The sequence below is a fragment of the Glutamicibacter sp. HZAU genome, assembly GCF_004100365.1.
Taxonomy (GTDB): Bacteria; Actinomycetota; Actinomycetes; order Actinomycetales; family Micrococcaceae; genus Glutamicibacter; species Glutamicibacter nicotianae.
The window spans coordinates 74,136-88,728 of the sequence record NZ_SCKZ01000005.1 but is presented as its reverse complement, the minus strand read 5'-3'; the positions used below and the strand labels follow the sequence as shown (position 1 = coordinate 88,728).

Below are 14,593 nucleotides of genomic sequence, written 5' to 3'. Positions count from 1 at the left end.
CTAGGGAGCTGGGTACAGGTGGTCGGCGGAGACGAGGATATCGTCGGTGAAGCACAGCCTGAACATCTCGCTGCCCAGGTCGAGTACACCGGTTTTCGCGGCGTAGTACCGGCATTCGGCGTTGGCGGCCGGGGATGATTCCTTGATTACCGGCAAAGGCTCGTCCAGGCCCTTGGCGGTTACGAAGCGGGAAACTTCCTCGCGGCTCATCCCAGGCTGCAGCTGCTGGAAGTCTGCAGGGCTCAAGGCCGTGGCCCTGTAGGTGGCGTCCTGCAGCAAGTAGAGTCCGGCGGCGATGGCTGCGACGGCAAGAATCGGCACGGCAATCATCAGGCGCCTGCTGGTTTTCAAAACAGGCGCATGGGATACCGGTGACGGACGGTGTTGCTTGCCCACGGGAACGCGGGCCAGCAGTTCGAAACGGCCGGCTGCCTGGGTGATCTGCAGCGAACCGCCGGCGGCGTCCAAGGCCCGGCGCAACGAGGCCAATCCCGTGGCCCCGGGCCGCGGCTCCGGGAAGTCCCCGGCCAGCGAGTTCGCAATGCGGAGCACAGCGGTACTAGTGCGCGTATCCAGCTTGATGCTGACCGGCTGGTTGGGGGCATACTTGGCAGCGTTGGTCAGTGTTTCCTGCACCACCTGGTTCAATAACGCCGACGCGCCATCGGCAGAAAGCGAAGAAGACTTGCCGCCGTCATGCTCATAGCTGATGCCCATGCCGTTGGCACGTGCCCGTTCGAGCAAGCGGTCGATGCTCTCAACTGCTGGATCCAACGGAGCTTGCTGATCCGGATCATGCAGCACGCCGATAATCTGGTGCAGATGGTCGATGGAAGCATCGGCCTGCTCGCGGACCCGTGCAGCCTGCGCATAGGCTTCGCTGCCTTTCTCCACGGTGACCTGCAGCCCGCTGGCCGACAGAGCCAGCAGCGCCAAATCATGCCCCAGCTGGTCATGCATCGCTTCGGCGATGCGGGCCCTCTCGCGAAGCTCGGCTTGCACCACCGCATGCTCGCGTTCCTGGACCCGGAACAGCACCGTATTGCGCCGGGACCGCCCAATCCACCAAGGCAGCAGCGTGAACAGCACCAGACCGGTCAGGATATTCAAGGCAAAGGTCAGCAAGCTGACATGCGAAGAGAAAACCAGTGTCAGCGCAGCGGCAAGCGTGCCGGCGGCGAAGGCCAGCACGCCATGGAGCAACGAGGCCACATGCCGACCGGCCAGATAGCTGATCCAAGCCGCACAAGGCGCCAGAAGAATCCATGCGGCATTCGTGGAAATCGGCACCAAGTACGCGCACAATGCCAGGGCAATCAGAAGCCCGAGCTGCTTCCACGAAGTAGTCATGGAACTCATGCTACGCATGATGCGCTGCAGCGAACACCGACGAAAGTCGTGGACTTCGCCATGAGAAGAGCCGACCAACCTCCGATGTGCCGGCACAGCAGAATTCCTAGGGTTGAAGCACAACCCAAGGAGCACACCATGATCACCCTAGACTCGCTGACCAAGGACTACGGGAACAACCGAGCCGTCAACGAACTGAGCTTCACGATAGAGCCTGGAACCGTCACCGGGTTCCTCGGACCCAACGGCGCCGGAAAATCCACCACCATGCGCATGATCCTCGGACTTGATGCGCCCACCAGCGGGAAGTCGCTGATCAACGGGGTGGGCTACGAACAACTGCGCCATCCCATGCGCACCGTGGGAGCGCACATCACAGGAACCGCCGGCCACCCCGGACATACGCCTCGCACGCACCTGAAAGCCCTCGCGCAAAGCAACAAGATCCCGGCGAGCCGCATCGATGAAGTCCTGGCCCATGCCGGACTTGAATCGGTAGCGGCACAACGCATCGGCGGTTTCTCGCTGGGCATGCGCCAACGCCTGGGCATCGCCGCCGCTCTGCTCGGCGACCCGCAGATCCTCATCCTGGACGAGCCAATGAACGGACTGAACGCCGAAGGCATCGCTTGGATCCGCCAGTTCATGAAGAACCGGGCCGCGCAGGGAGGAACGGTTTTCGTTTCCAGCCACCTCATGAGCGAAGTGCAGCAGGTTGCAGACCAGTTGGTCCTCATCGGACGCGGAGAACTGATCACCCAGGCACCTACCGACCAGCTCATCAGGGGGTTATGCCCAGCAGGTGATTGCAGTCTGCTCGCCGCAAGCTTCGGCGCTCGCCGGAGCCGTGGCCCGCCACGGTGCTGAAGTCACTGAGGGTGGCGGAACTGTCTGGAAATTTACGGGCTTTCCCTGGTGGAAGTCGGCGCCATCGCGTTCAGCAACGGTTTCGAGCTCCACGAGTTGAGCCAGGCACGCGGATCACTTGAATCGGCCTATAACCAATTGACACGAGACACGGTGGAATTCACTTCAAGCACGGCAGAAAAGGCGATGGGCAACTGAGGTCGCCAGCAATCAACCAAGCGACGTCCGGTTTGTCAGCCCCAGCGCTGATGGCCGCAACCCGAGCTGAAACCACCAAGTTCCTTGGCCTGCGATCCCTGACCGGGTTGTTCCTTGCCGGGTTCGTGGCAACCATCGCGTTGAGCTGGGCCATGGGCATCAGCGCGAAAGCCAGCGGGGACAACGGCTTCGACACCGCGATGCCAGCCCCTTTGCTGGCCTTTGCCACCTTGCAATTCGGCCAGCTGTTCTTCGCGGTGGGATCAGCGCTGCACATCACCAACGAGTACTCCAGCGGAACCATCGCCAGCTCCCTGCAGGCTGTCCCGCGACGCGGCGTATTCCTCGGGGCCAAGGCGCTGTTGCTGATTGCGGTGAATTTCTTGACCGGTGTTGTGATGATCTCGCTGGCCACCATTCCCACAGCGCTGAGCGCAGGGGAGTATGGCACATTCAGTTTCTCGGACCTGGTGTCCGCGGCACTAGGAGCCGGAACCTACCTGGCGTTGCTGAGCTTGATGGTTCTTGGATTGGGTTTACTCTGCCGCAATTCTGCGGGAACCATCGTCTGCGCCATCATGCTGGTCATCGGGTTGCCGCAGATTCTGCAGCTGATCCCCATTGAGTGGATCCAAGAAGTGATCCAGTATTTGCCAACCAACGCGGCGACGTTCATGGCGACCGGAGCCAGCGAACCGTACGGGCCTTTGGTGGCCTTGATAGTCCTGATTGCGTGGAGCGTTGCTTTGCTCGGCGCCGGATGCATCAGCTTGAAACGTCGGGATGCCTAGCCATGGGCGGGCGCCAGGCCGCCGGCCAGCGAAATTGCGCAGGCAGTGCACGGCGGGGCATCCGGCGTGATGCCCGAAACTCCCGCCGTGCGCATGCCGCCGCTTTTCTAGGCCTTGGACCGCAGCTGGGCCCGGTCGCGCCATGCTGCGGTGCTCCACAGTGCGAGCGCTATCAGCGCCGGCTGGAAGAAGAGCCGGGCCAGTCGTTTCGCGTCGGTGTCCAAGCCGAACGCATCGCGTCCCTCCTGCCACTGGGCTAGATTGCCGGGGAACACCGCGACGAAGAAGAGCGCGGCGATCCAGCCCACGGCTACCCGCTTCTTGAGCAGCGCGAGCAGGGTAAGTCCCAGGCCGATTTCCACGACACCGGAAAGGATGACTGTCAGATCCGGATCCAGCGGGACGAAGTCCGGGACCTGGGCGCGAAATTCCTCGCGGGCAAAGGTCAGGTGGCTGACCCCGGCGAAGCCGAGAAATGAGCCGAGCGCTATCCGTGCTCCGTGCCGGGCGAAGCCCAGTGGCTTCCCCTCCCGGGACCTAGTCATCGCTGACGCTCACTAGGACATCGATGTTGCCGCGTGTGGCATTGGAGTAGGGGCAGACTTGGTGAGCCGCATCGGCCAGTTCCTGGGCCAGTGCGGGTTCCAGGCCGGGAATGATGACTTCCAGCTCTACCGACAACTTGAATCCGTTCTCCCCGTCGCGGTTCAGGTGGACACGGCCGCCGACGCTGGAGTCGTCAATTTTTACCTTGCGGCCGCGCGCGACCAGATTTAATGCCGAGTGGAAGCAAGCGGCGTAGCCAGCGGCGAACAGCTGTTCCGGGTTGGTACCGGCTCCCGAGCCGCCTAGTTCTGCCGGGGAGGCCAGGACCAGGTCGAGCTTCCCGTCGGCGGTCTGGACTCGGCCTTCGCGGCCTTGGCCGGTGGACAGGGATTCTGCGGTGTACAGGGTTTCCATGGAATTGCCTTTCGTTGATGGTAAAAGCTCGCAGCTATTTTCCGGAGGATCCCTCCGGAGCAGGGATTTCCTGCATGGAAGTGGTGATGCGGTGCAGGGTTGCTAGCAGCGCTTTGGCGCTTTGCATATCCGGCAGTCCGGTACCGCAAGCAATCTGCGCCGGTATGTGCGCCAAGTCTTTGCGCAAGGATGTTCCAGCGGGAGTCAAGCTGACGTTGACGACGCGGCTGTCCTGGCCATCGCGGCGGCGTTCAATGAAGCCCTTCTGCTCAAGCCGGCGAAGTAGCGGAGACAGGGTCCCGGAGTCCAGCTGGAGCATTTCGCCGATCTCGCGCACCGGCTTATCGCCTTCGGTCCACAGTGAAACAAGCACCAAGTACTGGGTGTAGGTCAGCTGCCACGGGGCGAGCAGTTCGGTATATGCGCGAGTGGTTGCCCGGCTTGCCGAGTAGAGGGAGAAGCACACCATATCGTCAACTATTGCCATGGAATAATGATTGCACACAATTCAATTGTGCACAACTTTAATATTAATGGTTTATCCGAGCTTGGAGCTGCAATCAACGCAGAACGGGGATTCGGACGTGGACGCGCTTCGCGTCCGTGAGCTGCCGTCGCTAAGCTGGGATCCATGAGCATCGGAAAACACCCGGCGAAGGCCGGCGGGCGCAACTGCCCCCGCCTGGCGGTCGTCCGCTCGCTGTTCCTGATCAGCGCGGTGCTTCTCGGCTTGTTCTCGATGCATGTGATGAACCATGGAGCCCAGGCGCAGTCCTTGGCCCCGGTGGCCCATGCACATCCGGCAGACGCCGAGCCCACGCCACATGCGCCGCCAGCCGACGCGAGCGGCCCGGAGCAGGGCTGCGCCGACTGTCCGATGGACCATGGCATGGCCGCCGCGGGTTGCGTGTTGGCGCTGCTGGCCATGCTGCTGTTCTTGCGGCCGCCGCATACCGTAGCCGTGCTCCCGACGGCGTTCCCGCAGACGTTGTGCGCGGCATCGGCGCTGCCTGGTATCGGGCCGGAAAAACCTGATCTGGTTGCCTTGGGGATCTGCCGAACGTGAGGGCTTGGCCGGTCCACGCACCGGCCTCCGGCTGGTTCCGGCGCCGCCGCAGGCGGCGCCGTTCACGTTCGATATCCACCAGGAGAATTACCATGAACAAGCAGATCCTCATTTGCAGCGCCCTCGTGCTGGGCGCAACGCTCGCCCTCGCCGGATGCGCGGGGGAATCATCAAGTACCCCGGCGCCGAGCGCCTCAGTATCCGATTCGCATGCCGGCCATTCCATGGACCAGTCAGCGTCAGCCAACGATGCCGATATGGCTTTCGCTTCGGGCATGAAGGTGCACCATGAACAGGCGATCGAGATGTCCGAGATGATCTTGGGCAAGAAAGACATCCCGCAGGAGGTCACAGCCTTGGCCGAGCGCATCAAGGCAGCCCAGGCGCCGGAGATCGAGCGCATGGATGGATGGCTGGACGAGTGGGACATGCCAGAGGGCATGGACCACGATGGCATGGTTCCGGAAGACGGGATCAAGGCACTGCAGGAAGCTTCCGGAAAGGAAGCGGCGCAGCTGTTCCTCGAGCAGATGATCATGCATCACGAAGGTGCGGTGGACATGGCCGAGTCGGAGCTGGAGGACGGCCAGGATGCCGAGGCCAAGGAATTGGCTGGGCAGATCATCCAGTCGCAGACCGCTGAAGTCGATGAAATGAAACAGCTGCTGGCCGGACTGTAAACGGTGCTGCGAACCAGGAAGATGGGATATCACTTGACTCAACGAATTTCGCCCCCTTGCACTGCACGCTGGAAGGCGGCGGCAACCGGCGCTGGAACCGTCCTGGCACTGGCCCTCCTCGCAGGGTGCAGTGCCGGGCAGCCAGCAAGCCAGTCTGCCACGACGGCGATCGACGCCGAGCACGCAGGGCAGTTCCTTGCCGAGCTGGGACTGGAGGGGTTGGACGCCACGCAGGTCATCGACCAGCTCGATCGCTTGCCGCAGGACCAACGGCCTCAGAACTTCACCGCCCAGGTGAAGCCAACGCAGCTGGTGCTGGCCGATGAATCGGGACGCACCGCGAACCTGCCGCTGCCCGAAGACCAGTACTACCTCTCAGCCGCACCCTATGTGGACCAGACCCACAGCTGCCATTTCCATAGCCTCACCACCTGCGTGGGGCAGCTGCAAGGCGTGGAAATGAAGGTCAAGGCAGTCAACTCGGATACCGGTGAAGTATTGGTGGACCAGGACATGGAATCCTTCGACAACGGATTTATCGGCCTGTGGGTTCCGCGGGGAATTTCGGTGGACCTGGAGTTCACGTACCAGGGAAAGACCGCGCAAACCACGGTGACCACCGCCGGGGATGAGAACGCGACCTGCCTGACCGAGCTGCAGCTGGTGTAGCACCAGCGGCCCTTGGCTTCGCGATAACGGCATCGGGCCTGCAACCACCGTTGTGGTTGCAGGCCCGAGTTCTATCGACGCTGAAAGCTAGTCGTCAGTCTTTGGCGGCGTCTGCTTCATCATCTCTTCGAACGCGCGGCGTTCCTTGCGCGAGACCGGAATCTGTCCGGTCAACGGGTTGACGACCTGATCGGCCGGTGCCGCCGGATTCTCATTCTTGCCAGCCTTGCCAGCCTTGCCGGTCTCGGCTGGTTCCGGCTGTTCCTTGTTCTTGTCCTTGTCTCCGGCCGTGTCTTCAGACTTGGCCTTAGTCGTGGCATCGGCTGCCGGTGCAGCCTCCGGCGCGATCTTGGCGCTGGCGCTGTCCATGGCACGGGTCAGGTCCTGGGCCGCGGTGTGCTGCTGCGCCGAATGCTTGCGCGCGGAGCGGGCCTTGGCGTTCTTCTCCTTGCGGGACTCGACCAGGCGGTAGAGCACCGGCACCAGGATCAGCGTGAGCAAGGTGGAGGAGACCAGGCCGCCGATGACCACCACGGCCAGCGGCTGGGAGATGAAGCCCGACTGGCCGGTCAGGCCCAGGCCCATCGGCACCAGAGCGAAGATGGTCGCCAGTGCGGTCATCAGGATCGGGCGCAGGCGCTGGCGGGCGCCGTGCATGATGGCATCTTCCAGGTCCATGGCAGGACGCTCGGGCGTATCCTCGCGGTACTGGTTGATCAGGTCGATCAGCACAATCGCGTTGGTCACCACGATGCCCACCAGCATCAGCATGCCGATCAGCGAGGGCAGGCCCAGCGGGATGCCGGAGATCAGCAGCAGGCCGATCGCGCCGGTAGCGGCGAAGGGAATCGAGATCAGCAGGATCAGCGGCTGGATCAGCGACTTGAAGGTGGCCACCATGATCACGTAAACGATGGCGATGGCCGCCAGCAGCGCCAGGTACAGCTGGTTGAAGGACTCGGCCTGCTCGGTGGCTGCGCCGCCGATTTCTGCCGTAGCGCCTTCGGGCAGCTGCACCGACTCAAGGCGCTCGGTGACGTCCTTGGACACATCCCCGAGCATGTTCTCTGCAGGGGCCAGGGTGACGGTGGCGATCCGCTCGCCGTTGGAGGTGGTGACCTGCTGGACCACCTTGGCGCGCTCCACGGTGGCCAGGTCCTGCAGTTCCTTGACGCCGGCGGCGGTCGGGATCTCCAGCTCGCGCAGCTTGTCAAGGCTGTCCAGGTCCATGCCCTCGCCGATCTGCACCGTCATGTCGGTGTAGTCCAGGCGCAGCGTACCGGCAGGAACAGGGGAGACCTGCGAGGCGACCATGCCCGCCAGCTGGGTTTCGGTCAGCCCGGCCTCGGCGGCCTTGGTGGCGTCGATATCGATGGATACCTGCTCGCGTTCGGCCGAGAGGTTATCGGAGATTTCGGTGACGTGCTCGGTGCCTTCCAGCGCCTCGCGCGTCGCGGTGGTCGCCTCGCGAAGGATTCCCTCATCCGGGGCCTTGATCTCGACGGTGACATCGCTGGACATCATGGCCGAGGAGTTCGAGCCGAAGCTCAGATCCAGGTCCTTGGGCAGGTCCAGTGCCTCGACCTGCTCGCGCACCGTGTTCTTCAGCGCTTCCTGGTCCGCATCGGGATCGGTGATCACGGTGAAGCTGGCGGTGTCCGAGCCCGAGGAGAACATGGCCGCCATGCCGCTGGCGGTGCCCACGGTCAGCTGGACATCTTCGATGCCGTCGATGTCCGCGAGCTTGGATTCGATCTTCGCTGCTTCCTTCTCGGTGGTTTCCATGGCCGTGCCCGACGGCATTTCGGCGGTGATGGAGATCGAGTTCTCGCCGGTGGAACCCAGCAGGTTGGTGTTCAGCAGCGGGGTCATCGCCACGGTGCCGGCAAGCACCAGGACGGAGGCGAGCAGCGTGATGATCGGGTGCTTCTGGGTCTTCTTCAGCACCGGGATATAGGCGCGCTGCAGCCAGGACTTGTCTTCGGCTACGTGCACGGTGTGGGTTTCGCCGCTGCCCGGGCGGTGCGGCAGGAACCAGTACGCCAGCACCGGGACGATGGTCAGCGAGACTAGCAGCGAGGCCAGCAGCGCGATGGTCATGGTCAGCGCGAACGGGCTGAAAAGCTCGCCGGCCATGCCGCCCACCAGGGCGATCGGCAGGAACACCGCCACGGTGGTCAGGGTCGCCGCGGTAATGGCGCCGGCAACTTCCTTGACCGCCAGCAGGATGGCCTGCGCCTTGGATTCTCCGTGGGCCAGATGGCGCTTGATGTTCTCGATGACCACAATCGAGTCATCCACTACGCGGCCAATGGAAATGGTCAGTGCGCCCAGGGTCAGCATGTTCAGCGTGTACCCGAAGACGTTCATCCCGATGAACGTCGCCATCAGCGACAGCGGGATGGAGATCGCGGTGACCAGGGTGGAGCGTACCGAGAAGAGGAACACCAGGATGATGATCACGGCGAAGCCCAGGCCCAGCGCGCCTTCCAGTGCCAGGTGCTTGATCGAGTCCTCGATGAACGGCGCCTGGTCGAAGATCGTGGTCATGCTGGCCTTGTGGCCCAGCTCCGATTCCAGCTCGGCGAGCATCGCGGTGACGGCATGCGAAATGGCTACGGTGTCGCCATCCGGGGTCTTGGTGACCTGGATGGACAGGGTCTCCTCGCCGTTGGTGCGGGTGATGCTGGTGGCCTCGTCGGCCTGCACCGAGACCTCGGCGACGTCCTTGAGCAGCACCGGACCGTTGTCGGTGACCAGCGGGATGTCCTTGATGGCGTCCAGGGTATCCGGGGTGGACCCGGCAATCACCGGAAGCTCCAGTCCGTCGACGTCCAGGTTGCCGATCGGCATGGGGGAGCCGGCGTTCTCGATGCCGTCCTTCAGGTCCGCGACGGACAGCCCGGCCTCGCGCATCTGGCTGTCCTTCGGGATCACCGCAATGTGCTGGGAGGAGCCGCCGGAGACCGAGGCCTCGCGCACGCCGTCGATCTTCTGCAGCTTGGGCAGGGTGAGGCGCTCCACGTCGTCATTGAGCGCTTCCAGCGACTGGTCCGAGGAGACGGCCAGGGCCAGCACCGGGAAATCGGCGATGGAACCGGCGAAGGCGGTCGGCTCCACATCCTCGGGCAGCTGGGACTTGGAGTTGGCAATGGCCCGTTCCACCTGGGTGCGGGCCCGGTCCATGTCCGTGCCGTATTCGAAGGTCAAGCCGATGCGGGTGAAGCCGGTCTGCGAGGTGGCCGTGGAGGATTCCAGGCCCTCGACAGCCTGCAGCGCGGTTTCCAGCGGTTCGGCGACCTGCTCGTCGATCACCTCGGGGCTGGAACCCATTTGGGTTGCCATGACCGAGATCTGCGGGAATTCCAGTTCCGGGATCAGCTCCTGCTTGAGCGATCCCATGGAAATCACGCCGAAAACGGCGGCGAAAACCGTGATGAGCGCAATGAGCGCCCGGTTCTTCAATGACAAGATGGCCAAGCGCTGCATGCGGGTGTGGTCCTCGTTGTGTCGCAGTGGGAAGGGCTTATATCCAACTTTAGTTGGTTGCCATTGCACAACGGTCACCGAGAGATGTTAAGCACGCAAAAATCATCCGAATGGACTACCCGGCAGCCGCATGGGGCTGGAGTTGGATGCTGCTTTTTGATTTTTAGGGGGCTTACGCCATTCTGCCGGCCTGACCCATGCGTCATCGGATGCCGCGGGTGCTTCCTTGGCCGGGGAACATTGGAAAACGACCCCGGCGTTGTGAATTGCCGTTGCCGTCGATCACGCGAAGATTCTGCCGATCGCCCGGCTCTTTGTGCGGAATCGCGCGCATACTCGATCTACGGGATAGTCCCGCGGAACTTCGCGGAGGTGCAGGGCAGCCATGGATCGGGATACTCTACGCAACGTGCAGAAGCCATTGAAGCAGCTGTACCGCGAGCAGCCGGAGGCTGGAAGCATCGTGCTGGAGGCCAGCGGAACGCTTGGAGAAGAAGGGCTGTCCTGCTCGGTGCACACCGGCCAAGCCCTGGTGGACGCCGGCCTGCACCCTTCCACCGGCGGGGACGGGACATTGGCCTGCTCGGGGGACATGCTCCTGCAGGCGCTGGTGGCCTGTGCCGGTGTCACCTTGGCCGCGGTGGCGATCAACCGCTCGCTGAGCGTGAGCGGCAGCCTCCACGCGAGCGGCGTGCTGGATGTGCGCGGCACCTTGGGATTGGATCCCGACGCCGCGGTGGGGTCAGCTCGATCAAGCTGTCCTTCGAGCTGCAGACCGAGGCCAGCGAGCAGGAAGTGGCGCAGCTGATCGAGGCCACCGAAAAGTATTGCGTGGTGCTCCAGACCTTGAAATCCCCGCTGGACATCGAGGTCGCCGCATCGGTGCAATAACCCGCGGTACTGCTTAGCCCGGATATGCGAAGAACCGCCCACCAGTGCTGGTGGGCGGTTCTCGTGGTGCCAGGTGGCTACAGTCCCAGGGACTTGTCGGTAGCTGCCTTGACCTCGGCGTAGAGTGCCGGGTTCTCGTTCAGCTTCTGGCCGTAGGAAGGAATCATGTCCTTCAGCTTCGACTCCCAGCCGGCGAACTGCTTAGGGAAGCAGCGCGAGAGCAGGCCGATCATGATCGGGGTGGCGGTCGACGCGCCTGGCGAAGCGCCGAGCAGGCCGGAGATCGAGCCGTCCGAGGAGGTGATGACCTCGGTGCCGAACTGCAGCACGCCGCCCTTCTTGGCATCCTTCTTGATGACCTGGACGCGCTGGCCAGCGGTGATCAGTTCCCACTTGGAACCATCTGCCTGAGGGAAGTACTCTGCCAGCGACTCGTCCTTCTTGGCGCGCGACTTGAGAACTTCCTTGATCAGGTAGGTGGTCAGATCCAGGTTGTCCTTGCCCACGGCCAGCATCGGGATGATGTTGTGCGGACGCAGGGACAGTGGAAGATCCAGCTGGCCGGTGGACTTCAGGAAGTTCATCGAGAAGCCGGCGTACGGGCCGAACATCAGCGAGCGCTTGCCGTCGACAAAGCGGGTGTCCAGGTGCGGCACCGACATTGGAGGTGCGCCCACGGAAGCCTGGCCGTAGACCTTGGCATGGTGCTGGTTGATGACGGTCTCGTCGGTGCAACGCAGGAACTGCCCGGAGACCGGGAATCCGCCGAAGCCCTTGATCTCGTCGATGCCTGCCTTCTGCAGCAACGGCAGTGCTCCGCCGCCCGCGCCGACGAACACGAACTTGGCCTTGACGTTCTTCACTGCGCCCGAAGCATTGTCCTTGACGGTCAGCTCCCAGCCGGCGCCCGAACGCTTGAGGCCCTTGACCTTGTGGCCGTAGTTCACCGAGGCGCCGGCGGCGCTCAGCGAGTCGGTCAACTCGCGGGTCAGCCGGCCGAAGTCGACGTCGGTGCCGGAGACGACGCGGGACGCGGCGACCTTCTGCGAGGCGTCGCGGCCCTTGGCAACCAGCGGGGTCCACTCGTTGATGGTGTCCAGGTCGTTGGTGATTTCCAGTTCGTCGAACAGGGCGTTCGGCTTCAGGGCCTCGTAGCGGGTCTGCAGGTACTTGGAGTGGTCCTCGCCGATGACGAAGGACATGTGCGGCAGGGCGTTGATGAAGCTGTTGTCAGCTACGCGCTTGTTCTCCACGGCCCACGAGTAGAACTGGCGGGACACCTGGAACTGCTCGTTGATGCCGATGGCCTTGGCCGGATCGACCGAGCCGTCAGCCTTGGCAGCGGTGTAGTTCAGCTCGCACAGTGCCGAGTGGCCGGTGCCTGCGTTGTTCCAAGGGGAGGAGGATTCCTGCCCGGCCTTGTCCAGGTTCTCGAAAAGACCAATGGACCAGGTTGGCTCCAGCTGGTTGATCATGGTGCCAAGGGTGGCACTCATGATGCCGGCACCGATTAGTACTACGTCAAAAGATTCGGTTGACGTTTCAGAAGGCACGAGGATCTCCATCGACAGTGATACTTTGCTCTCTCCCAGAGTAGACCCATATCCCCGGGGGCCAGAAATCGTTAACTGGGTTAACGGTCGCTAACTTGAGATGGACGGTGAATTCGTCATCTGCACATCCGCGTAGCACTCATTGAGCATTGGCGATGGCGGATAGAAGGTGACGTTCCCGTTAAACGCCAGCGCAGAGATCGGAAAGACCAAGGGGAGCGCGGGCAGATCAGTGTTCAGGGTCTTGAGGATATCGGCATAGGCGGCGGTCCGCTCCTCTCCAAATGGGACGGAACGGGCCAGCATGACCTGTGAGTCAAGTAACGCCGAGGTGTAGCCGAACTCATTCTCCTTGGAAGCCAGGATGCCCGAAAGGAAGTCGTCGGCGGAACGGTAGCCGCCGGAGAAGCCCAGCAGGTGCAGCCCATTGAAGTCCTTGGACTGCACGGTCTGCACGTAGCCATCGGTCCAGGCGATCGGCTTGGGCTTGATGCGGATGCCCACCGCGGCCAGGTCGTCGGCGATCTGCGCGAAGGTGCGCTCGGGCAACGGCAGGTAATTGCGCGAAACCCGCAGCGGATAGGCGAATTCGATTTCTTCACCGTCGTAGCCCAGCTCGTCCAGCAACGCCCTGGCCTTCGTGGCGTCGTGGTTGGGGGTTTCTTCCGGAGCCGGAATGCTCAGCGCGGGAGGCAGCAGGGTGGAAGCATGCTTGGATCCTTGCAGGAACAGCTTCTCGGCCAGCGAGCTGCGGTTGATTGCATGGGCAATGGCCATGCGGAAATCCGGCTTGGCCAGCCACTTGTTGCGCTGGTCCATGCCGAGGTAGAGCACCGAGAAGGGGTCGCGCTGGACGACCACCTTGGCATTGCGCACCAGGGTGCGCATGATGTCCACCGACACCATGTCGAAGCCGTCGATTTCATCGGCCAGCAGCGCGCCTTCGCGGTTGTAGGGCGAAGGAACTGCGGAGATCAGCGCGACTTCAGGATGCCCGGTGTTGTTGTCCAGACGCGCCTGGTTCCAGTAGTCCTTGAAGATCTCCAGGCGCACCACGCCGTTGCCATTGGAGACGAAGGCGTAGGGCCCGGTACCTACCGGGTGGGTGGACAGCGACTGGGCAGGATTCTGCTTGGGTCCGCCGGTCAACGCGCTGGGTGCAGCGATGGCCATGCCCGGCAAGGTCAGCGCGTCGACCAGTCCTGGCAGCCTGCGGCGCAAGTTCAAGGTGACCACGTACTCGCCGGTGGCCTCGACGGACGCGAAATAGCTTGCCGAACCCGCGGAGGACTTGCCGTCAAAGAGCTTCGTCTCGAACTGCTTGGACAACTCTTCGAGCTGCTCGGTGCGCGACTGCTGAGTGGCCAGCTCTTCTTCGGTAGCCTCGCCAATGCTCTTGAAGGTCTTTTCAAGTTCCTTGGCGGTGGGCAGCTTGGGGATGTCGCTGTCGATGTGGAAGATGTTCGCGAACCCCTGGCTGGAGGCGGTGCGCAGCTGCGGCGACAAATTCTCCCAGCGGTTGAAGTTGGCGACCACTGCCTTAGCGGTCAATTCGGTGCCGTCATGGAAGAGCACTCCCTGGCGCAGGGTAAAGGTGTAGCGCAGGCCGTCGGGGCTTTCGGTCCAGGACTCGGCAAGGCCGGCTACGGTGCTGCCGGTATCCGGATCGATGTCGACCAGCGTTTCGAAGACCTGGCGGGTGATCCGGAAGGATTCGTTATCGCCGACGATGGCAGGATCAAGCTTGACCGGGGGAGCGGCTGCCGCCAAGCGCAAGGTCCGCGGAACAGGGGACGCGCTGGCGGAGGCCGAGGGCGAAGCGGAGGTGGCGGGTTCGGAATTGCCGGTGCAGGCGGTCAGCGCCAGTGCGGTTGTCGCCAATGTACCGGTCAGCAATGCGCGTCGTGATACGAGTTTCGGTGGCAATTCGGGCACGGGGATGGCTCATCTTCCTTCGGCAGGCGGTACTGCTTTGCGCAGGGAACAAGCAGGGAGCAATGCGCAAAGGTATTTATCAAAGATAGCGCACCACGTCCACTGCTCCGGGAGCCAAAACTCCCGGAGCAGTCAACTGTCACT

13 protein-coding genes are annotated in these 14,593 nt (G+C 62.9%); 6 read left to right on the top strand and 7 right to left on the bottom strand.

Annotation, left to right across the window (positions count from 1 at the left end; genetic code table 11):
* Positions 1 to 1,350, bottom strand: a complete 1,350-nt coding sequence (locus tag EKH49_RS08785) for a sensor histidine kinase (protein ID WP_161567490.1) — start codon at positions 1,348 to 1,350, stop codon at positions 1 to 3.
* A 138-nt stretch (positions 1,351 to 1,488) separates the two neighbouring features.
* Here EKH49_RS08785 and EKH49_RS08780 point away from each other — a divergent pair, with 138 nt between their 5' ends.
* Positions 1,489 to 2,217, top strand: a complete 729-nt coding sequence (locus tag EKH49_RS08780; protein ID WP_330857424.1) for an ATP-binding cassette domain-containing protein — start codon at positions 1,489 to 1,491, stop codon at positions 2,215 to 2,217.
* A 248-nt stretch (positions 2,218 to 2,465) separates the two neighbouring features.
* Positions 2,466 to 3,206 (top strand): ABC transporter, encoded by a 741-nt coding sequence (locus EKH49_RS08775; protein ID WP_128470543.1) that lies wholly within the window; start codon positions 2,466 to 2,468, stop codon positions 3,204 to 3,206.
* A gap of 107 nt (positions 3,207 to 3,313) precedes the next feature.
* Here the strand turns inward: EKH49_RS08775 and EKH49_RS08770 are convergent, their stop codons facing one another.
* The 3 genes from EKH49_RS08770 to EKH49_RS08760 are packed head-to-tail and all read right to left on the bottom strand — an operon-like array spanning position 3,314 to position 4,653.
* Positions 3,314 to 3,751 carry a DoxX family protein gene (locus EKH49_RS08770; protein ID WP_128470542.1) on the bottom strand — a complete coding sequence of 146 codons (438 nt, stop codon included), beginning with the start codon at positions 3,749 to 3,751 and terminating at the stop codon, positions 3,314 to 3,316.
* Positions 3,744 to 4,166 (bottom strand): organic hydroperoxide resistance protein, encoded by a 423-nt coding sequence (locus tag EKH49_RS08765; protein ID WP_128470541.1) that lies wholly within the window; start codon positions 4,164 to 4,166, stop codon positions 3,744 to 3,746. Before EKH49_RS08765 ends, EKH49_RS08770 begins: the two co-directional genes overlap by 8 nt.
* Positions 4,167 to 4,200: 34 nt before the next feature.
* Positions 4,201 to 4,653, bottom strand: a complete 453-nt coding sequence (locus EKH49_RS08760) for a MarR family winged helix-turn-helix transcriptional regulator (RefSeq protein ID WP_236641100.1) — start codon at positions 4,651 to 4,653, stop codon at positions 4,201 to 4,203.
* A 144-nt stretch (positions 4,654 to 4,797) separates the two neighbouring features.
* On the opposite strand from EKH49_RS08760, the gene EKH49_RS08755 reads away from it, so the two are divergent.
* The 3 genes from EKH49_RS08755 (at position 4,798) to EKH49_RS08745 (ending at position 6,581) form a co-directional block, all read left to right on the top strand.
* Positions 4,798 to 5,232: a DUF6153 family protein gene (locus EKH49_RS08755; RefSeq protein ID WP_128470540.1), complete on the top strand. Its 435-nt coding sequence runs from the start codon at positions 4,798 to 4,800 to the stop codon at positions 5,230 to 5,232.
* Positions 5,233 to 5,324: 92 nt separating this feature from the next.
* Positions 5,325 to 5,912, top strand: coding sequence for a DUF305 domain-containing protein (locus EKH49_RS08750; RefSeq protein WP_128470539.1), 588 nt, complete (start codon positions 5,325 to 5,327; stop codon positions 5,910 to 5,912).
* A gap of 33 nt (positions 5,913 to 5,945) precedes the next feature.
* Positions 5,946 to 6,581 carry a CueP family metal-binding protein gene (locus tag EKH49_RS08745; RefSeq protein WP_128470538.1) on the top strand — a complete coding sequence of 212 codons (636 nt, stop codon included), beginning with the start codon at positions 5,946 to 5,948 and terminating at the stop codon, positions 6,579 to 6,581.
* An 87-nt stretch (positions 6,582 to 6,668) separates the two neighbouring features.
* Here EKH49_RS08745 and EKH49_RS08740 read toward each other — a convergent pair whose 3' ends face one another.
* A complete protein-coding gene (locus EKH49_RS08740) occupies positions 6,669 to 10,070 on the bottom strand; it encodes an efflux RND transporter permease subunit (protein ID WP_128470537.1) in 3,402 nt (1,133 codons plus the stop codon).
* A 409-nt stretch (positions 10,071 to 10,479) separates the two neighbouring features.
* On the opposite strand from EKH49_RS08740, the gene EKH49_RS08735 reads away from it, so the two are divergent.
* A complete protein-coding gene (locus EKH49_RS08735; protein WP_236641099.1) occupies positions 10,480 to 10,878 on the top strand; it encodes an OsmC family protein in 399 nt (132 codons plus the stop codon).
* 160 nt (positions 10,879 to 11,038) lie between these two features.
* Here the strand turns inward: EKH49_RS08735 and EKH49_RS08730 are convergent, their stop codons facing one another.
* A complete protein-coding gene (locus tag EKH49_RS08730; RefSeq protein ID WP_269088434.1) occupies positions 11,039 to 12,532 on the bottom strand; it encodes a malate:quinone oxidoreductase in 1,494 nt (497 codons plus the stop codon).
* 72 nt (positions 12,533 to 12,604) lie between these two features.
* On the bottom strand, positions 12,605 to 14,449 hold the full coding sequence (locus EKH49_RS08725; protein WP_161567489.1) for an ABC transporter substrate-binding protein: 1,845 nt from the start codon (positions 14,447 to 14,449) through the stop codon (positions 12,605 to 12,607).
* Positions 14,450 to 14,593: the final 144 nt, after the last annotated feature.